This window comes from Exiguobacterium alkaliphilum, from assembly GCF_018138125.1.
GTDB lineage: Bacteria > Bacillota > Bacilli > Exiguobacteriales > Exiguobacteriaceae > Exiguobacterium > Exiguobacterium alkaliphilum.
Map to the genome: position 1 here is coordinate 1,162,842 of NZ_CP073101.1, position 18,963 is coordinate 1,181,804.

At 57.1% G+C, this 18,963-nt stretch carries 16 protein-coding genes; 12 read left to right on the top strand and 4 right to left on the bottom strand.

Features of this window, described 5'->3' with window-relative positions; genetic code table 11:
• Window positions 1-52: 52 nt before the first annotated feature.
• Together KB235_RS06090 and KB235_RS06095 are read left to right on the top strand one after the other, a co-directional pair.
• A complete protein-coding gene (locus KB235_RS06090; protein WP_211780752.1) occupies window positions 53-1,465 on the top strand; it encodes a S41 family peptidase in 1,413 nt (470 codons plus the stop codon).
• Window positions 1,466-1,505: 40 nt separating this feature from the next.
• Window positions 1,506-2,642 carry a PDZ domain-containing protein gene (locus tag KB235_RS06095; RefSeq protein ID WP_211780753.1) on the top strand — a complete coding sequence of 379 codons (1,137 nt, stop codon included), beginning with the start codon at window positions 1,506-1,508 and terminating at the stop codon, window positions 2,640-2,642.
• A gap of 45 nt (window positions 2,643-2,687) precedes the next feature.
• On the opposite strand, the gene glpK is transcribed toward KB235_RS06095, so the two are convergent.
• The 3 genes from glpK to KB235_RS06110 all read right to left on the bottom strand — a co-directional run bounded on the left by glpK (window position 2,688) and on the right by KB235_RS06110 (window position 5,895).
• Window positions 2,688-4,205 carry a glycerol kinase GlpK gene (gene glpK / locus KB235_RS06100; protein WP_211780754.1) on the bottom strand — a complete coding sequence of 506 codons (1,518 nt, stop codon included), beginning with the start codon at window positions 4,203-4,205 and terminating at the stop codon, window positions 2,688-2,690.
• Window positions 4,206-4,232: 27 nt separating this feature from the next.
• Entirely contained in the window at window positions 4,233-4,940 is a 708-nt protein-coding gene (locus KB235_RS06105; protein WP_029334585.1) for an MIP/aquaporin family protein, read from the bottom strand.
• A 118-nt stretch (window positions 4,941-5,058) separates the two neighbouring features.
• Window positions 5,059-5,895 (bottom strand): sulfite exporter TauE/SafE family protein, encoded by an 837-nt coding sequence (locus tag KB235_RS06110; RefSeq protein WP_034816010.1) that lies wholly within the window; start codon window positions 5,893-5,895, stop codon window positions 5,059-5,061.
• Between the two features lie 132 nt (window positions 5,896-6,027).
• On the opposite strand from KB235_RS06110, the gene uvrB reads away from it, so the two are divergent.
• Genes uvrB through KB235_RS06130 form a run of 4 tightly spaced genes read left to right on the top strand, consistent with a single transcriptional unit; the run spans window position 6,028 to window position 12,517 of the window.
• The gene (gene uvrB / locus KB235_RS06115) at window positions 6,028-7,998 is read left to right on the top strand and encodes an excinuclease ABC subunit UvrB (protein ID WP_211780755.1); all 1,971 of its coding nucleotides are present in this window, start codon (window positions 6,028-6,030) and stop codon (window positions 7,996-7,998) included.
• Window positions 7,999-10,872 (top strand): excinuclease ABC subunit UvrA, encoded by a 2,874-nt coding sequence (gene uvrA / locus KB235_RS06120; protein WP_034806834.1) that lies wholly within the window; start codon window positions 7,999-8,001, stop codon window positions 10,870-10,872.
• Between the two features lie 59 nt (window positions 10,873-10,931).
• Window positions 10,932-12,107, top strand: a complete 1,176-nt coding sequence (locus KB235_RS06125) for a DUF4097 family beta strand repeat-containing protein (protein WP_246514373.1) — start codon at window positions 10,932-10,934, stop codon at window positions 12,105-12,107.
• A 50-nt stretch (window positions 12,108-12,157) separates the two neighbouring features.
• Window positions 12,158-12,517, top strand: a complete 360-nt coding sequence (locus tag KB235_RS06130) for a hypothetical protein (RefSeq protein ID WP_034806831.1) — start codon at window positions 12,158-12,160, stop codon at window positions 12,515-12,517.
• 227 nt (window positions 12,518-12,744) lie between these two features.
• Here KB235_RS06130 and KB235_RS06135 read toward each other — a convergent pair whose 3' ends face one another.
• A complete protein-coding gene (locus KB235_RS06135; protein WP_034816020.1) occupies window positions 12,745-13,101 on the bottom strand; it encodes a hypothetical protein in 357 nt (118 codons plus the stop codon).
• A 149-nt stretch (window positions 13,102-13,250) separates the two neighbouring features.
• Here KB235_RS06135 and hprK point away from each other — a divergent pair, with 149 nt between their 5' ends.
• The 6 genes from hprK to trxB all read left to right on the top strand — a co-directional run bounded on the left by hprK (window position 13,251) and on the right by trxB (window position 18,923).
• Entirely contained in the window at window positions 13,251-14,189 is a 939-nt protein-coding gene (gene hprK / locus KB235_RS06140; protein WP_211780757.1) for an HPr(Ser) kinase/phosphatase, read from the top strand.
• Window positions 14,186-15,007 carry a prolipoprotein diacylglyceryl transferase gene (gene lgt, locus KB235_RS06145; RefSeq protein WP_211780758.1) on the top strand — a complete coding sequence of 274 codons (822 nt, stop codon included), beginning with the start codon at window positions 14,186-14,188 and terminating at the stop codon, window positions 15,005-15,007. Before hprK ends, lgt begins: the two co-directional genes overlap by 4 nt.
• Entirely contained in the window at window positions 15,007-15,657 is a 651-nt protein-coding gene (ppaX, locus tag KB235_RS06150; RefSeq protein ID WP_211780759.1) for a pyrophosphatase PpaX, read from the top strand. Before lgt ends, ppaX begins: the two co-directional genes overlap by 1 nt.
• On the top strand, window positions 15,650-16,132 hold the full coding sequence (locus KB235_RS06155) for an acyltransferase (RefSeq protein WP_034806821.1): 483 nt from the start codon (window positions 15,650-15,652) through the stop codon (window positions 16,130-16,132). Before ppaX ends, KB235_RS06155 begins: the two co-directional genes overlap by 8 nt.
• A gap of 296 nt (window positions 16,133-16,428) precedes the next feature.
• Entirely contained in the window at window positions 16,429-17,901 is a 1,473-nt protein-coding gene (locus tag KB235_RS06160) for a tetratricopeptide repeat protein (RefSeq protein ID WP_246514375.1), read from the top strand.
• A gap of 68 nt (window positions 17,902-17,969) precedes the next feature.
• Window positions 17,970-18,923, top strand: a complete 954-nt coding sequence (trxB, locus tag KB235_RS06165) for a thioredoxin-disulfide reductase (protein WP_034806817.1) — start codon at window positions 17,970-17,972, stop codon at window positions 18,921-18,923.
• Window positions 18,924-18,963 lie beyond the last annotated feature (40 nt).

An 18,963-nucleotide genomic window follows, 5' to 3' on the forward strand; every position in this document is an offset into this window, starting at 1 on the left:
ACTTTTTGCTATACTGAATGAAAGACTGATCAAGAGAAATGAGGGACTACCCGTGAAAAATTCAACCGCTGGACTACTCGCCGGCGCCACGTTCGTCGCTGGGGCCGGTGCAGGGCTCGCGACGATGGCGTTTACCGATACGACTGCTCTTCCGACCGCCATCCAACCGCGGAGCGAGGGCTGGGACAAAGTCGAACAAGTGCGCAAGCTCATCGAGGCCCACTCACTTAAAGATATATCAGACGAAGCGCTCCTCATCGGGGCGCTCGACGGGATGACCGCCGCCCTCGACGACCCGTATTCGGACTTCCTCGACGCGGAAGAGACGTCGCAATTCACCGATTCGATTGAGTCGAGTTTTGAAGGAATCGGCGCGACTTTGGAGAAGAAAGGAGAAGACATCTTAATCGTCGCTCCAATCAAAGGCGCTCCGGCCGAAGCGGCCGGACTCCGTCCAGGGGATGTCATCACGGCCGTCGACGGCGAGTCGATTGAAGGGATGGCCGTCGAAGAGGCGGTGCGTCTCATCCGCGGGGAGAAAGGGACCGTCGTCACGTTGACGATTCGCCGCGGCGGGCAAGAGGCCGACTATGAGATCACGCGGGACACGATTCCAATCGAGACGGTGACGTCAGAGGTGAAGGAAGAAGCCGGCAAGAAGATCGGCTATCTGCAAGTGACCCAGTTCTCCGAACCGACCGACGACGAATTTTTGGAACAGCTCGAGGAACTCGAGAGCCAAGACATCGATAGCCTCATCATCGACGTGCGCGGAAACCCGGGTGGCCTGTTGCCGTCCGTCATCACGATGGTCGAAGGTTTCGTCCCGACGGACACGCCGGTCGTTCAAATCGAGGACGCGCAAGGGGAGCGTGAGTCGCAGAGCGGTCGCGCCCGTGAGGCGAAACCGTATGGCCTCTTCGTCTTGACGGACGAAGGCTCGGCCTCGGCGTCCGAGATTCTCGCCGGGGCGCTCAAGGAAGGGGCCGGGGCGACCGTGATCGGCAACAAGACGTTCGGCAAGGGCGTCGTCCAGACAGCGTTCGATTTGGCGGACGGCAGCAACTTGAAGCTGACGACGAGCAAGTGGCTCACGCCGGACGGCAATTGGATTAACGAGAAAGGAATCGAACCGGACATCGAAGTCAATCAACCGGACTATTTCAGCGTCAACCGCATCCTCGCCGAGGCGGACACGCTCGAGGTCGGTGATTACGGTGAATCCGTATCGAACTTGCATACCGTCCTCGAAGGGATCGGCTACGAGCCGGGCGGTCAGCCGGGCTATTACGGCGACACGATGGCCCGGGCCGTCGCCGCGTTCCAAGAAGACAACAATTTGACGGCGGACGGGATCGTCAACGAGGAGACGGCATCGGCGCTCGAATCGCGATTGCTTGAAGTCATTCAAGACGAGGCGAACGACGCCCAGTTGAACCGTGCGCTCGAAGAAGCTGCAAAATAAGGATTAGGGAAAGGATTGGACACGTGTGGACGTTCTACGAATGAGTGTACTCGCTTTATTGACTTTGATCGGTAGTCCGCTGCTCTGGGTGACGCTCGTCGCCCTCGCTTACATATCCATGACGCGCATCAAACGGGAACGGGCGATGTTCCGCTCGCGCCGGCGCTCGCCGAAATCAGATTGGATTCATTTCGTCTGGCCGAGCGTTTTGCTCGGGGCGCTCGCCTCGGTCGCGACCGTCTGGCTCGAGACGACGGTCAACGTCGAATGGCTCGTCACGTTCACCGTCCTGTACGCCCTCGTCGTCTTGACGATGCATCCGCGCTTCGTCAGCCCGGCGTTCCCGCTCCTCGTCATGCTCGCGGCCGTGTCGCTTCGTGACGTCATCTCGTTCGGACCGCTCGACGAGACGGTCGCTCGGCTCGCCGAGGTCGGTTGGCCGGTGTATGCGCTCGTCTTCGGCGTCGTCACGCTCGCCGAGGCGGTCTTGCTACGGTGGAACGGGAACGTCGAGACGTCGCCGACGCTCATCTTGTCGAAACGTGGTCAATTCATCGGCGGTCACGTCGTCAAACGACTCTGGTTCTTCCCACTCGTCGTCTTCTTGCCGCCGTCGTTCGGGTTCGACGGGATGGTCCCAGTCATCCTACCGATTCCAATCGGGGTGAGCCTCTTGTCGACCGGGGCGTTGCCACGGACGCTCCTCGGAAAGTTGAGCACGTATCGCGGCATCCTTGCCGTCATCGCGCTCGGTCTGTTCGGAGCGTCTTACGCACTTGACGTGCCGTACGCCGGTTACGTCTTGATCGCGCTCTATGTATTGTATGAGCTCGCGTTACAGCTCATCAAACGTGAGAACCGGGCGACGACGCCGGTGTTCATCAACGGCAACCGTGGGGCGGTCATCGTCGACACGCTCCCGGGTTCGCCAGGGGAAGCGATGCAACTCATCCCGGGCGAGTCGATTTATAAAGTGAACGGGACGGTCATCACGGGCGGGAGCAGCTTCTATGAGGCGCTCCAGCTTCATAAACCGTACATCAAGCTCGAGGTACTCAACTTGAACGGGGATATCCGGTTCGTCCAGCGGGCGATGTATGAAACCGACCCGCATGAGCTCGGCATCTTGTTCGTCGGGGAGCCGATGAGCCCGCGGCTACGTCTGCGCAAGTTATGAATGCTCGAAAAAAGGGAGCCTCCGCGGAGGCTCCCTTTCGTGTGCTTACGATTCAAGTTTCGATGGTTTGAAGCCCATCGTCGCTTCGACGGCGTGTTGCCAGCCTTTGTAAAGATTTTCGCGGTGCGACTCGTCCATGCTCGGTTCGAACTGTTGGTCGAGTTTCCACTGTTGCTTGATTTCCGCTTGGTCTTTCCAGAATCCGACGGCAAGACCGGCGAGGTAGGCGGCCCCGAGTGCCGTCGTCTCGCTCACTTCCGGCCGCTCGACCGGGACGTCCAAGATATCAGCCTGGAACTGCATGAGGAAGTTGTTGTTGACCGCGCCACCATCGACACGGAGCGTTTTCAACTCGATCCCTGAGTCTTGTTCCATCGCCGTCAAGACGTCACGCGTCTGATAGGCGAGCGACTCGAGCGTCGCCCGGACGAAGTGTTCTTTCTCGGTACCGCGCGTCAGGCCGAAGATGGCGCCGCGCACGTCCGAGTTCCAATACGGGGCACCGAGCCCGACGAAGGCAGGGACGACGTAGACGCCGTCTGTCGTCTCGACACGGTTCGCGTATTGCTCCGTGTCTTTCGCTGACTTGAGCATCCGGAGCCCGTCGCGCAGCCATTGGATGGCCGAACCGGCGACGAAGATCGATCCTTCGAGCGCATACTCGACTTTCCCATCGTAGCCCCAGGCGATCGTCGTCAACAGGCCATGGTCCGATTTGACGGCTTCCTCGCCCGTGTTCATGAGCATGAAGCAACCCGTGCCGTACGTGTTTTTCCCTTCGCCTGAATCGAAGCACGCTTGCCCGAACAAGGCGGCCTGTTGGTCACCGGCAGCGCCGGCGATCGGTACTTCGAAGCCGAAGAAGTGGTACGGGATCGTATGGGCGTACACTTCACTCGATGGCTTGACTTCCGGGAGCATCGATTTCGGTACCGTCAAGATGTCGAGGAGCTCGTCGTCCCACTGTTGCTCGTAGATGTTGTACATGAGCGTACGTGACGCGTTCGAGTAGTCGGTGACGTGGGCGTGGCCGCCGGAAAGTTTCCAGATGAGCCACGTGTCGATCGTCCCGAAGAGGAGCTCGCCGTTGTCCGCTTTCTCACGGGCGCCGTCGACGTTGTCGAGGATCCATTTGACTTTTGTTCCTGAGAAGTAGGCGTCGATGAGGAGACCGGTCTTGTCACGGAACAAGTCGCCGTGACCGGCCGCATTCAACTCGTCACAAATACCGGCCGTTTGACGCGATTGCCAGACGACGGCGTTATAGACCGGACGTCCCGTCTCTTTTTCCCACACGACGGCTGTTTCCCGTTGGTTCGTGATTCCGATGGCCGCGATCTCTTTTGGATCGATATCAGCCGACCCGAACGCCTCGGCCATGACGGCGAGGACAGAACCCCAAATCTCGTTGGCGTTATGCTCGACCCAGCCTGGTTTCGGGAAGTATTGCTTGAACTCGCGCTGGGCGGTCGTGACGATTTTACCGTCGTGGTCGAAGATGATGGCGCGTGAGCTTGTCGTGCCTTGGTCAAGTGCTAAAATATAACGTTTTTCTTTATCCATGAAATAGTGCCTCCTTAGAAGTTGTGATTATGGGACGAGAATGCCATAGACGAGGGCGGCGATGACGGCACCGATGATCGGTCCGACGACCGGAATCCAAGAGTAGCCCCAATCTGACGTCCCTTTCCCTTTGATCGGGAGTATCGCATGCGCAATCCGCGGACCGAGGTCACGTGCCGGGTTGATCGCATATCCCGTTGTACCACCAAGTGAGAGACCGATCGAGACAACGAGGAAACCGACGATGAGCGGATTCAAGCCGTCCGTGAACGTGTTGGCCCCGAATGACAAAATTCCGAAGACGAGAACGAACGTACCAATGATTTCCCCGATCAAGTTGAACGGCGTGCTACGAATCCCTGGTGCGGTCGAGAAGGTGGCCAGTTTGGCACCCGGATCGTCGGTCACATCATAGTGCGGTTTGTAGTGCACGAACACGAGGACGGCCCCGATGAACGCCCCGATAAACTGTGCCAAGATGTAGGCTGGCACATCAGCCCAAGGGAATGAGCCTGCTGTCGCGAGCCCGACCGTGACGGCAGGGTTCAAGTGCGCCCCTCCGTAGATTCCGGCTGCGTATACCCCGATCATAACGGCGAAGCCCCAACCGAACGTGATGACGACCCAACCTGCGTTCTCCGCTTTCGAATGACGGAGGACGACGCCGGCGACGACACCGTTACCGAGCAAGATGAGTAGCATTGTACCAATAATTTCGCTGACGAATGCTGACATGTGATACTCCCCTTTCCCATATTGAATTTTGACTTACCACTTCATTATATCCCCCAATTGAAAGCGCTTCAAAACAAAGATATTCAAAAAAACCACTTTTTTATTTTCAAAGTGGCTTTCACTTGGTAAAACGCCCGATGAAATCGGCGGTGATACCGACGATAAAAACGAAAAGGACGCCTAGACTCATATACGTGAACGGCATCCAAAGTTGCGTCATCAAGTCGAGTGTGATCGAGACGATGACCACGCCATACAACAAGGCGAGGCGGCGTGAAATCTCTTTCTCACGATAACGGCTCGTCACCGTCGCGCCGAGCGGGGCCCCGATGAACGCGCCGAGGATGAGCGCGGCCGGGACAAGGAAGTCGAGCGTGAGCGACGGCAAATAGCTGACGAGTCCTCCGAACGCGATGAACAAGACGGCGGCGAGGCTCGTCCCGACAGCCCGGTGCGTCGAGTAGCCGAGCCAGCTGACGAGGAGCGGGACGATGATGAAGCCGCCGCCGATGCCGAGGAGCGCAGACAACAGCCCGGCGATCGCCCCGATGACACCCGCGGCGACGGTCGTGTTTTCTTTCGGTCGGCGTTTCGATGTTTTCTTTAAGAGCGTAACGGCAAAATAAGATAGGATAGCGAGATAGAACACGTTCAGCAGCCAATCACTCGTACCGGAGAAGGCGAGGACGAGCCGGCTCGACAGTTGGGCCGTCACGGCACCAGTCAGTCCGATGAGGAGCCCGGTCGTCCAGGAGACGTTGCCGAGCGACGTATGCCGCTTCGCACCGGCGAGGCTCGTGCCGACGACGAAGAGCAGAGACGTCGCGACCGCCTCGGCCGCCGTATAACCGCTGAACAACAGCACCGGGACGATGATGACCCCGCCGCCGATGCCGAAGAACCCGGACAAGGCGCCGACGACGGCGCCGAGCGGGATGAAGAGGAGAGACCACACGTCAACCAACTCGTTTCTACATAGATTCATCCTTTATCATAACGGAATGGGCGACATTTCAGAAGCGAATATTTGTTCGTGTATGTGCTATAATCAAATCAATTATGTAGGAACAGAAAGTGAGGAATCATCATGGAATCGATCCCGTTCGCATTACAATCGGAATATACGCCGGGAGGTGACCAACCGGAAGCGATTCGACAGCTCGTCGAAGGCGTCAACCGTGGCGACCGCTACCAGACGTTGCTCGGGGCGACCGGCACCGGCAAGACGTTCACCGTCTCGAACGTCATCCAAGAAGTGAAGAAGCCGACGCTCGTCTTAGCCCACAACAAGACGCTCGCCGGCCAGCTCTACTCGGAGTTCAAAGAGTTCTTCCCGAACAACGCCGTCGAATACTTCGTCAGTTATTACGACTATTACCAGCCGGAAGCGTACGTTCCGTCGACGGACACGTTCATCGAGAAAGACGCGTCGATTAATGATGAGATCGACAAACTACGTCACTCGGCGACGTCCGCCTTGTTCGAGCGGGACGACGTCATCATCGTCGCCTCGGTGTCGTGCATCTATGGTCTCGGTAACCCGGAAGAGTACCGCAGTCTCGTCCTCAGTCTCCGTGTCGGAAAAGAGATGGGACGCGATGAGATGCTTCGGAAGTTGATCGACATTCAATATGAACGAAACGACATCGATTTTCAGCGTGGACGTTTCCGCGTACGGGGCGACGTCGTCGAGATTTTCCCGGCGTCTCGTGACGAGCATTGTATGCGCGTCGAATTTTTTGGTGACGAGATTGACCGGATTCGGGAGATGGATCCGCTCACCGGTGAGATTATCGCCGACCGTGAGCACGTCGCCATCTTCCCGGCGTCCCACTTCGTCACGCGTGACGAGAAATTGCAAAAAGCGATCGTCAACATCGAAGCCGAGCTCGAAGAACAGCTCGAGAAGTTCCGTGAAGAAGGGAAACTGCTCGAGGCGCAACGTCTCGAACAGCGGACGCAATACGACTTAGAGATGATGCGGGAGATGGGCTACTGTTCAGGGATTGAGAACTATTCACGACACTTGAACCTGATGCCTGAAGGCGCGACGCCATATACGCTCATCGACTACTTCCCGAAAGACTTCCTGCTCGTCGCCGATGAGTCGCACGTGACGCTCCCGCAAGTGCGTGGGATGTATAACGGCGACCAGGCACGGAAACAAGTGCTCGTCGACCATGGCTTCCGCTTGCCGTCGGCAAAAGACAACCGGCCGCTCAAGTTCGAAGAGTTCGAGAAAAAACTGAGCCAAGCAATCTTCATCTCGGCGACACCAGGTCCGTATGAGCTGGAACATACACCAGAAATGATTGAACAGATCATCCGTCCGACCGGCCTTGTCGACCCGACGATTGAGATTCATCCGATTAAAGGGCAAATCGACTACTTGATGGACCAAATCCGTGACCGCATTAAACGGGACGAACGTGTACTCGTGACGACGCTCACGAAGAAGATGGCCGAAGACTTATCTGACTATCTTCGTGAGGCCGGCATTAAGGTCAACTACATGCATTCGGAGATTAAGACGCTCGAACGGATTGAGATCATTCGTGACCTTCGTCTCGGTAAGTATGACGTGCTCGTCGGCATTAACTTGCTCCGAGAAGGGCTCGACATCCCGGAAGTGAGTCTCGTCACGATCCTTGACGCCGATAAGGAAGGGTTCCTCCGTTCGGACCGCTCGCTCATCCAGACGATTGGCCGCGCGGCGCGTAACGCGAACGGGCACGTCATCTTGTTCGCCGATAAGATGACCGACTCGATGAAACGAGCCATCGAGGAGACCGACCGACGGCGGACGATTCAATTGGCGTATAACAAAGAACATGGCATCACCCCGAAGACGATTAAGAAAGAAGTACGCGGCGTCATCCGGGCGACGGTCGATGCCGAGGAAGAAGTGCTCGAGTCGCTCAGCTCGATGAAACCGGCCGAGCGCGAGGCGGCAATCGCCAAGCTAGAAGAAGAAATGAAACAAGCGGCCCGCGACCTCCAGTTCGAACGGGCGGCTGAATTGCGTGACTTAATCTTGGAGTTGAAGGTAGGGAGTTAAATGGCTGAGAAGAAAAATGCGATCGTCATCAAAGGGGCGCGCGTCAACAACTTGAAAAACATTGATATCGAGATTCCTCGGGACCAACTCGTCGTCTTGACGGGTCTGTCCGGTTCCGGGAAGTCTTCGCTTGCCTTCGATACGATTTACGCCGAAGGGCAGCGCCGCTACGTCGAGAGCTTGTCCGCGTATGCAAGGCAGTTCCTTGGGCAGATGGACAAACCGGACGTCGACACGATCGAGGGTCTCAGTCCGGCCATCTCGATTGACCAGAAGACGACGAGCCGGAACCCGCGCTCGACCGTCGGGACGGTGACGGAGATTTACGACTACTTACGGCTCTTGTTCGCCCGGATCGGGAAACCGGTCTGTCCGAACCACGGCATCGAGATCTCGAGCCAGACGATCTCGCAAATGGTCGACCAAGTGATGGAGCTGCCGGAGAAGACACGCCTGCAAATCCTCGCCCCTATTGTCTCCGGTCGGAAAGGGACGCACGTCAAAGTGTTCGACTCGCTCAAAAAAGAAGGGTTCGTCCGTGTCCGCGTCAACGGGGAAACGATCGAACTGACGGACGAGATCGAGCTCGACAAGAACAAGAAACATTCGATTGAAGTCGTCGTCGACCGTCTCGTCGTCCGACCTGACGTCGAAGGACGGCTCGCCGATTCGCTCGAGACGGCGCTCCGCCTCGCGGACGGTCGGGCCATCATCGACAAAATGGACGGGACGGAGCTCCTCTTCAGCGAGCATCATGCCTGTCCGATCTGCGGCTTCTCGATCGGGGAACTCGAACCGCGCATGTTCTCGTTCAACTCACCGTTCGGCGCATGCCCGACGTGTGACGGACTCGGGACGAAACTCGACGTCGACCCGGAACTCGTCATCCCGGACGCGACGAAGACGTTGAAGGAAGGCGCGGTCGCCGCGTGGCAGCCGACGAGCTCACAATATTATCCGCAACTGCTCGCGGCGATGTGCAACCATTTCGAAATCGACATGGACGTCCCGTTCGAGCGGTTGTCGAAACGCGACCAGGACCTCGTCTTGAATGGGACGGACGAAGAGTCGTTCCTGTTCCGCTACGAGAACGATTTTGGCCAAGTCCGGACGAACACGATTTTCTTCGAAGGGGTGCTCCGAAACATCGAGCGCCGCTACAAAGAGACGACGTCCGACTATATCCGCGAACAGATGGAGATGTATATGGCGACGCACGCCTGTCCGACGTGCAGTGGTTACCGGTTGAAAGAAGAGACGCTCGCCGTGAAAATCACGGGCCACCATATCGGGCAAGTGACCGAGCTGTCGGTCGTCAACGCGATCAACTTGTTCGACGCCATCACGAACGAGCTGAGCGAGAAAGACATCGCCATCGCCCGCCTCATCTTGCAAGAGATTTGTGAGCGGCTCAGCTTCTTGAACAACGTCGGACTCGACTATTTGACGCTGTCGCGGGCAGCCGGGACGCTCTCGGGCGGCGAGGCGCAACGGATTCGACTCGCCACGCAAATCGGGTCGCGCCTCACAGGCGTCTTGTACGTCTTGGACGAGCCGTCCATCGGGCTACACCAGCGTGACAACGACCGCTTGATCGCGACGCTCAAACAGATGCGCGATATCGGCAACACGCTCATCGTCGTCGAACACGACGAAGACACGATGATGGAAGCCGACTATTTGATCGACATCGGGCCTGGGGCCGGAGAACATGGCGGGGAAGTCATCGCCGCCGGGACGCCGAAGCAGCTCATGAAAAATAAGAAATCGCTCACCGGTCAATACTTAGCGGGCAAAAAGTTCATCCCGCTGCCGACCGAACGAAAAGTACCGGACGAGCGCTTCCTCAAGATTTTGAAGGCGGAAGAGAACAACTTGAAAGGGGTCGATGTGTCGATCCCGCTCGGCATGTTTATCGCCGTCACGGGCGTGTCCGGATCCGGGAAGTCGACGCTCATCAACGAGATTCTGTACAAGTCACTCGCCCATCACATCAACCGGGCCAAGGCGAAGCCAGGGAAGCACAAGAAGATTGAAGGGCTCGACCAAATCGACAAAGTCATCGATATCGACCAGTCCCCGATCGGACGGACGCCGCGGTCGAACCCGGCGACGTACACGGGCGTGTTTGACGATATCCGCGACGTGTTCGCCTCGACGAACGAAGCGAAGATGCGTGGCTATAAGAAAGGCCGCTTCAGTTTCAACGTCAAAGGTGGGCGCTGTGAGGCGTGCCGCGGCGACGGGATTATCAAAATCGAGATGCACTTCCTTCCGGACGTGTACGTGCCATGTGAGGTGTGTCACGGGAAACGCTATAACCGTGAGACGCTCGAAGTGAAGTATAAAGGGAAGACGATCGCCGACGTCCTTGACATGACGATTGAGGAAGGGCTTGACTTCTTTGACAAAATTCCGAAAATCAAACGGAAGATTCAGACGATCTTTGACGTCGGTCTCGGCTACATGAAGCTCGGCCAGCCGGCGACGGAACTGTCGGGCGGGGAAGCGCAGCGCGTCAAGCTCGCCTCGGAGCTCCATAAACGCTCGACCGGGAAGACGATTTACATCTTGGATGAACCGACGACGGGACTCCATGTCGATGATATCGCCCGGCTGTTGAAAGTCCTGCAGCGCCTCGTCGAGAACGGGGACACGGTGCTCGTCATCGAGCACAACCTCGACGTCATCAAATCGGCCGACTACTTGATCGACCTCGGTCCGGAAGGCGGTGACGGCGGCGGGACGATCGTCGCGACGGGGACACCAGAAGAGGTCGCCGAAGTGGCGGCATCGTATACCGGCAAGTATTTGAAGCCGGTGTTAGAACGAGATGCGGCCCGGGCGAAACCGAAAGCAGGAAAACGGAAGTAAGGTATAGAAATGATGAGAAACGGGAACATGATTGACGTGTATCCAATTCGAAGGGGGAAATGAACGTGAAACAAGAAATGCGTGAACTGATTCTCCAGCAAGTGAAAGACGGCAAGTTGACAATCGAGGAAGGCATGACCCAACTCGAACGGCTCGAACGGTTAGAGCCCGAGCGTGTCCAAGCGCTCGAGGCGCAACAAGAGACGGAGAAGGTCGACGCCTACTCGGTCGAGTCGCTGACGACGAAATTGACGTCGGCGGTCGAAGGGCTCGTCACGAAACTGCGGGACAGCGATTTCTCGTTCAGCTCGAACTTCGGGCCGGAAGTGACGTACTCGAAGTCGTTCCCGTTCACCGGGACTGACATCGCGCTCGACTTGTTCAACGCCTCGGCGACGATCGTCTCGTCGGACAACGACGAATGTGAACTCATCGTCACCGGCCGTCCGCTCCGCCAGCAAGATGCGGACAAGGCGCTCGAACAGCTCCAATCGGCCGTGAAACACTCGGTCATCGGGGACCGTCTCGTCGTCTCGCTCCGTGACAAACTCGTCCGGGCGCACGTCGAGCTATACGTCCCGCATCATCATTTCGACCACCTGCACGTCCAGACGCTCAACGGGGAAGTCCGTGCCGACGGGCTCGATGTCGAGAGTGTGCGCGTCCAGACGGCGAACGGTCGCGTCGTGCTCGATGAGGTCCACGCCTCGGAACTCCTCCTCAACACAGGGAACGGCACGGTCGAGGTCGACGGTGTCGAGACCGAGCTCGTCCACGTCCGGACCGGCAACGGTGCGGTCATCGTGAGCGGGAAGTATGACAAAGCCTCGCTCAAGACCGGCAACGGCAACATCCGGGCCGAACTGGCGACGGCACGTCCGGCCAAGTTCGAACTCGCCTCGCTCGCGGGGAACATCCGTCTCGTCTTGCCGCACGGCGCCGAGGTCGAAGGGGAGCTCGAGACGAACTTTGGAGGACTCCACTGCAACTTGGACGAACTCGAGATCGTCCGCGACCGGAAAGACGTCGCCCAGCGACGCCTCGAATTCATCTCGGGCCGTGGCCAGACGCCGCGCATCGAGGTCGAGGCCGGAACGCGTACCGGAACGATCGACCTCGAGCACGGCTCGCAGCATACGCCGTCGACGTTCCTCGAAGAAGACAAGCATGAACCGGTGGACCCGGTCGACCCGGTCAATCCGGGTGACTTGAACAATCCGTTCCATCAGAAGTGATACACGACCCGGAGGCGATGCCCCGGGTTCTTTTATAGAGGGGGGATGAGATGCGACGATTTGTTTCAGTGTCCGGATGGATGATGATCGCGGTGCTGTTGCTCGTCGGATGTGACGAGGAGCAGCGCGTCGTCAACGGAAATGAGCCGGCTGACGACGAAGCCATCGCCGTCGCTTGGGCGTATGTAACCGCTCGAAACTGGGAAGAACCTGCAATCAATGCGGGAGGAAGTGCTGAGGTACAGCGTGTCACGGTCGATCACGGCTATGAACTGTTAGATGATACGTATTTTGGGAGCGAGGTGCTCGCAGTGTCGTTCGCGTCTGAACCGGACAGTGTCGTTGGTGTCCCGACAATTTTAGTCGAGCCGGAGTCGGACACCGTGGTCGGCTATATGCCGGGTGAATGACAGAATCATCGAAAACCTCGAGTCCAAGTCGGACATCATCAGGATTGCCCTTTCCATTGAGTCGGTTACGTCCTGTTTAGTCCGTAACGGGAAAGACGTACAGCGCCGCCCGAAAGCCCGCCCCTCAGGAAAGCGGCGTGCGGCCAGGGTGGCTAAAGGACGATCAAACAAAGGAGCATCATCCCGAGTGGGACGACGCTCCTTTGTTTGACGTTTGTGCCGTCTGGTCACAGGTTCATCTCATACTCCATCTGTTCCCAGTCCATCATCGGTGCGTCGTATAACGTGAACGAGCCGATAATCAACAAGATGAACAGAATCGGTCCGGCGATAAGCAGAATAATCCCGAGGTTGCGCATCTTTTTCGACCGGTTCCAGTAGAAGATGATGGCGACGATCATCGAGATGAGCGAGCCGGATAAGAAGAAGCCGACGATGTTCAAAATGAATAATAACAGGACCGTTTCGTTTTTCGTCGCAGCGTACTCACGCCACATGTCGACAAGCGACTTAATGAGATAGACGAGTGCCGCAATCGCGACGATGAAGATAAAGATGACGGCAATCAAAAATAGTGAGTTCATGAATTTCACCTCCTCCTAGTGGTCTATACCCTATTTACGATGCCGAGACGAATTTGTTTCATTTTTTCTGACACGCCACGACTCACTTTCGCTGACGCCAATCGTAGAGAGTTATGATACAATAATGAGCGTGAAAGGGGCAGATACTCATGCAAAATATCGTACGTACGGCTCAACTCGTTGAGCGCTTCAAGTTGAAAGTCGTTGCAGGTGAAGAAGGACTCCACCGTCCTGTCGTCACACCTGACCTCAGTCGTCCGGGGCTCGTCCTCGCCGGCTACTATACGCACTATGCGAAGAACCGCCTGCAAGTGCTCGGCAAGACGGAGCTCACGTTCTACGCGAGCCTGTCTGAAGAGAGCCGGCGCGAGCGGGCGAAGATCTTGTGCACGGAATCGACACCGGGCATTCTCATCACGCGCGGCTTCGATATCCCGAAAGAGATTCAAGAACAGGCCGAGGCGGCGAACGTGCCGCTCATGCAGACGAACGCGGTGACGACGTCCATCGAGTCACAAATCACGAACTTCCTCGAGATGGAGCTCGCACCGATGACGGCGATGCATGGCGTGCTCGTCGACATTTACGGCGTCGGTGTCTTGATTAAAGGCCAGAGCGGTGTCGGGAAATCCGAGACGGCGCTCGAACTCGTCAAGCGCGGCCATCGTCTCGTCGCCGATGACTCGGTCGAGATTCGCCAGACGGGCGACCAACTGCTCGTCGGGTCGGCACCGAAACTCATCCGGCACTTGCTCGAGATTCGCGGAATCGGCATCATCGATGTCATGACGCTCTTCGGAGCCGGGGCCGTTCGCTCGCACAAGAAGATAAGTCTCATCGTCAACCTCGAGAACTGGGATGCGGGGAAAGTATATGACCGTGTCGGGCTCGACCATAACACGATGAAGATTATCGACAGCGAAGTACCGCTCCTCACGATCCCGGTCCGTCCGGGACGTAACTTGGCCGTCATCGTCGAAGTCGCGGCGATGAATTATCGCCTGCAAAACATGGGCATCAATACCGCGGAAGAGTTCGCCGAACGTCTCGCGAACGCGATCCACGATAACGAAGGGGAGATGGAATGATGGTGGAGCCGACGTTTGATCGTGTAGCGTTTGAAATCGGGTCGCTCCCGATTTACTGGTACGGGATGATTATCGCCTTCGGGGCGATGCTCGGACTTGTACTCGCCTTGTTCGAAGCGAAACGGATCAACTATGATTCGGAACGACTCGTCGACGTCGTCATCTGGTCGATCCCAATCAGTATCGTCTTCGCCCGTGTGTATTACGTCGTCTTCCAGTGGGACTACTATAGCCAAAACCTCGGGCAAATCATCGACATCCGGCAAGGCGGGATTGCCATCCACGGTGCGATTTTCGGGGCGCTCCTCGTCGTCGTGATCTACAGCATGCGCAAGTCGACGTCGTTCTGGAAAGTGACCGACATCCTCGCGCCGTCGCTCCTGCTCGGACAAGCGGTCGGGCGTTGGGGCAACTTCATGAACCAAGAAGCGCACGGCGATGAGACGACGCGTAGCTTCCTCGAAGAGACGCTCCGTCTCCCGGACTGGATCGTCAACCAGATGTTCATCGACGGCGTGTATTACTTGCCGACGTTCTTGTTCGAGAGCGTCTGGAACATCCTCGGTGTCATTCTGCTCGTCGTCTGGCGCGTGGTCGGCAATCCGCCGCGTGGCTACATCTTCTTGTCGTACCTCGTCTGGTACTCGGTCGGCCGCTTCTATATCGAAGGGCTCCGGACGGACAGCCTCATGGCAGGCGACTTGCGGACGGCCCAAATCGTCTCGATTTTGATGATCGTCTTCGGTATCGTCATGATGGTCGTGCGCCGCAAAGCGAAACGGTATGATGACCCTTCAGAGAAAGGACTGTTTGATTGATGGATACGTTACTGTTTGATTTGGACGGGACGTTGCTCGACACGAACCCGCTCATCCTCGCGAGCTTCCGGCACACGCTCGGCTACTACTTCCCGGACGAGACGTATCGGGATGAAGACTTGTACCCGTTCATCGGCCCGACGCTCGAGAAGTCGTTCCGTGAGCTGAACGAGCCGGAATGGAAAGAGATGCAGGCGTTTTACCGGAGCTTCAACATCGCGATGCACGATGCCCTCGTCGCCGAGTACCCGGGCGTCATCGAAGGACTCTATCGCCTGCACGCGAAGGGCTATAAGATGGGTGTCGTCACGTCGAAAGGACGTCCGGTCGTCGAGCAAGGCTTGCGCCTGTTCAACATCGACCATTTGTTCGACGTCGTCATCACGGCCGACGACGTCGAAAACGAGAAGCCGCACCCTGAACCGGTCGAACGTGCCCTCCGCGCGCTCGACGCCGCGCCGGAACGCGCCGTCATGGTCGGGGACAACGACACGGACATCTTCAGCGGCAAGAACGCCGGGACGAAGACGGTCGCCGTCGGCTGGGCGCTGAAGGGCCGCGCCTTCCTCGAGTCGCTCGAGCCGGACGTCATCATCGAGTCGATGGAGCATTTCGAGGCGTGGCTCGACGAGGTCACGGTCCATGCGTAAGACGGAACGGTTCCGTCTCGCCGGGCCGAACCCGCTCTGGCAGATGTATCGGACGATTCGGTTCGTCCGCGTGTTCAAGAACACGGCCGTCGTCATGGTCGGCCGCTTCTTCCCGTCGGTGAAGGCGAAGCGTTGGTTATATCGGACGTTTCTCGGCATGCGGATTGGGGAGTATAGCGCCCTCGCCCTCATGGTGACGCCGGACGTCATGTTCCCGGAGCGGATCTCGATTGGACGTAATACCGTCATCGGATTCAACACGACGATTCTCTGTCACGAGTACCTCGTCGATGAGTATCGAATCGGCGACGTCTCGATTGGGGACGAGGTGTTGATTGGGGCGAACGTGACCATCCTTCCAGGTGTCACGATCGGCGACCGGGCCGTCGTCGGTGCCGGTGCCGTCGTCCATCGGGACGTCTTACCGGGCGAGCGCGTCGTCGGGGCGAAGCTCCAAACGGTCGACACGAAATAGACACAATTTAGCACGAAATCAATTTCTTGCGGTGACGAACGTCACGACTTGAAAATACTTGAGCGGTATCACTTTTTCACGAAGCGATACCGTTTTTTTGTGTCTTCAAGCGACTCGGGGCGGCTAACAAGTTTTTGCCGAAAAGCAATTATGAGACCCTATAAAATATATTCATTATAGAAGGAATATAGTCCCGATTTTTTTTAAGTTTTACAGTTGCCCTCGCCGTTTGAGTGCGGTATTCTTAACCCTGCAACTAAAAAACGATTTAGCATTTGATGTGGGGGATTTAGAATATGGAAGCGAACTATGAAGCTCTAATGACGCTACCCGAACCAGAATCTCCGCTCGCTGCGGAGCTCCACTACTATAGAGGTCGTCGCGCGTTACGAGAAGGTCGCCTAGATGAAGCGACTTTTTTCATGGCTGAAGCTACGGCTGCCGCCACGCATCGCGTCGATTACCATAAACAGTACGCTGAACTGTTATTTGAAGTAGGAGAGGTCTACCACGCCAACGACGTGTGGAAACGGGTGCTACAACTCGATGATACGGCGACAGAGGCCCTTTACCACCTCGCGAGCAACTGTGCCTACATCTCACAATATGAAGAAGCGGCCACGTACGCGAGCCGCTACCTCGAACAAGAGGCGAACGGTCCTTACGCGGAATCGGTCCAGTCGCTCCTCGAACTGATTGAGCTCGAGCAAGAGCTTGAAGACGAAGAGGAAGACGAGTTGATCACGTGGCATACGGAGGCACAGCGTCAAATCGACAAAGGCCGCTTGTTTGCCGCCAAGTCGACGCTCGAGCGGTTGATTGACCGCTATCCGACGTTCTGGCCGGGCTATAACAATTTGGCGGTCGTCCATTTCTATCTTGGGAACGACGAGACGGCGTTCGAGACGCTCGGGTACGTGCTCGATGAGAATCCGGGCAACTTGCATGCGATTTTGAACACGATCTTGTTGCTCCATGAAGCCGGACAGTCCGAGGCGGCGCTCCAACTATCAGCCCCGCTGACGCGCGTCCGTCCGCTTCAATTCGAAGTGCGCTATAAACTCGCGACGACGCTCGCGCTCGTCGGGCATTACGATCACGCCTACGAAGAACTCCGGCTCTTGAAAGAGCGGGGCTTCCGTGGGGATTCACTGTTTGGGCATTGGCTCAGCGTCTCCGCCTACAAGACCGGACGTCTTGAAGAGGCGGCGACCTATTTGAACGGTGAGCAAGCGAAGCAAATCGAGGACAAACAGTCGTTCGATATTCGCGACAACCTCGAGTTCCGCTCGGCGCTCGTCCAAGGCTTGCGTCAAGAAGACGATTTGGCGCGGATCGAGATTATCCGCATCATCGCCAAACTTGAAGACGACGAGGCGTTCGAGGCGCTCGCGCTGACGAGCACGGTCACCGATGACGAGACGGTCATCGCTTTCGCGAAGAAGTGCCAAGCTGTCATCTGTGCCGTCCCGTTTAAAGGTGACGCACGTATCGAGCGTGCATACGAAGCGCTCGTCTTGGCTGAACGGCACGTCTCGGAAGCCGAGCAGATGAGCCTCGAAGGCGACTTCTACGAACGATTCGCGCGCCTGTTGCTCGGACAGCACACGTTTGACGACGTCACGGCATCGGCCGCTGCGTTCGTCTGGATGTTTTATGCGAAACGGGACGCGCTCGTCCTCGCGGACTGTGCCGACGTGTTCGGGGTCGACGTCTCGACGCTCACGGACACGATCCGTTCGTTCAAAGCGACACTCGAACGAGCATAAAGATAGACGATACCTCCCGAGGTTTCATATACTGAAGGCAATCAATTTCATGCAGAGGTGGTATCTTTATGACAGAAGAAAAAATCTATGACGTCATCATCATCGGGGCCGGCCCGGCCGGAATGACGGCGGCGCTCTACGCATCGCGCGCCAATTTGTCGACGCTCATGATCGAGCGCGGCATCCCAGGTGGCCAGATGGCAAACACAGAAGATATCGAGAACTATCCAGGGTACGACAGCATCCTCGGTCCGGACTTGTCACAAAAGATGTTCGACCACTCGAAAGCGTTCGGCGCGGAATACGCGTACGGTGACGTACAGCGCATCTCGGACGAAAACGAATACAAAATCGTCCACGCCCATAACCGTGACTATAAAGCACGCGCGATCATTCTCGCTTCAGGCGCGCAATATAAAAAGATTGGCGTCCCGGGCGAAGAAGAGCTCGGCGGTCGCGGCGTCTCGTACTGCGCGGTCTGTGACGGCGCGTTCTTCAAAGGCAAGAACTTGTTCGTCATCGGTGGCGGCGACTCTGCCGTCGAAGAAGGCGTGTTCTTGACTCGTTTCGCCGACAAGGTGACGATCGTTCACCGTCGCGACGAGTTGCGCGCCCAGAAAATTCTTCAGAAGCGGGCGTTCGACAACCCGAAAATCGACTTCATCTGGAACCACACGCTCCAAGAGATTAAAGAAGTCGACGGCAAAGTCGGCGGCGCACGTCTCGTCAGCACGATTGACGGCACGGAGACGGACTATGACATCGACGGCGTCTTCATCTATATCGGAATGAACCCGATCACCGGGTTCGTCCAAGATCTCGGCATCTTGAACGAACAAGGCTATATCGTCACGAACGAGGCGATGGAGACGAAGATTCCTGGAATCTTCGCTGCCGGCGACGTTCGCGACAAGACGCTCCGCCAAGTCGTCACCGCGACGAACGACGGATCGATTGCCGCGCAAAACGCGCAACACTATATCGAGGGTCTCCTCGAGGCGTTGCACGAACAAAACGCGTGATTCAACGGAGAAGGCATTGCGGGCGACCGCAATTCCTTCT

Bases quoted from the DNA above. Each gene is read 5' to 3' on its own strand.
- KB235_RS06105 (WP_029334585.1), bottom strand. From the start codon at position 4,940: ATGTCAGCATTCGTCAGCGAAATTATTGGTACAATGCTACTCATCTTG.
- glpK (WP_211780754.1), bottom strand. From the start codon at position 4,205: ATGGATAAAGAAAAACGTTATATTTTAGCACTTGACCAAGGCACGACA.
- KB235_RS06095 (WP_211780753.1), top strand. From the start codon at position 1,506: ATGAGTGTACTCGCTTTATTGACTTTGATCGGTAGTCCGCTGCTCTGG.
- uvrA (WP_034806834.1), top strand. From the start codon at position 7,999: ATGGCTGAGAAGAAAAATGCGATCGTCATCAAAGGGGCGCGCGTCAAC.
- trxB (WP_034806817.1), top strand. From the start codon at position 17,970: ATGACAGAAGAAAAAATCTATGACGTCATCATCATCGGGGCCGGCCCG.
- hprK (WP_211780757.1), top strand. From the start codon at position 13,251: ATGCAAAATATCGTACGTACGGCTCAACTCGTTGAGCGCTTCAAGTTG.
- KB235_RS06125 (WP_246514373.1), top strand. From the start codon at position 10,932: ATGAACGTGAAACAAGAAATGCGTGAACTGATTCTCCAGCAAGTGAAA.
- uvrB (WP_211780755.1), top strand. From the start codon at position 6,028: ATGGAATCGATCCCGTTCGCATTACAATCGGAATATACGCCGGGAGGT.
- lgt (WP_211780758.1), top strand. From the start codon at position 14,186: ATGATGGTGGAGCCGACGTTTGATCGTGTAGCGTTTGAAATCGGGTCG.
- KB235_RS06130 (WP_034806831.1), top strand. From the start codon at position 12,158: ATGCGACGATTTGTTTCAGTGTCCGGATGGATGATGATCGCGGTGCTG.
- ppaX (WP_211780759.1), top strand. From the start codon at position 15,007: ATGGATACGTTACTGTTTGATTTGGACGGGACGTTGCTCGACACGAAC.
- KB235_RS06135 (WP_034816020.1), bottom strand. From the start codon at position 13,101: ATGAACTCACTATTTTTGATTGCCGTCATCTTTATCTTCATCGTCGCG.
- KB235_RS06155 (WP_034806821.1), top strand. From the start codon at position 15,650: ATGCGTAAGACGGAACGGTTCCGTCTCGCCGGGCCGAACCCGCTCTGG.
- KB235_RS06160 (WP_246514375.1), top strand. From the start codon at position 16,429: ATGGAAGCGAACTATGAAGCTCTAATGACGCTACCCGAACCAGAATCT.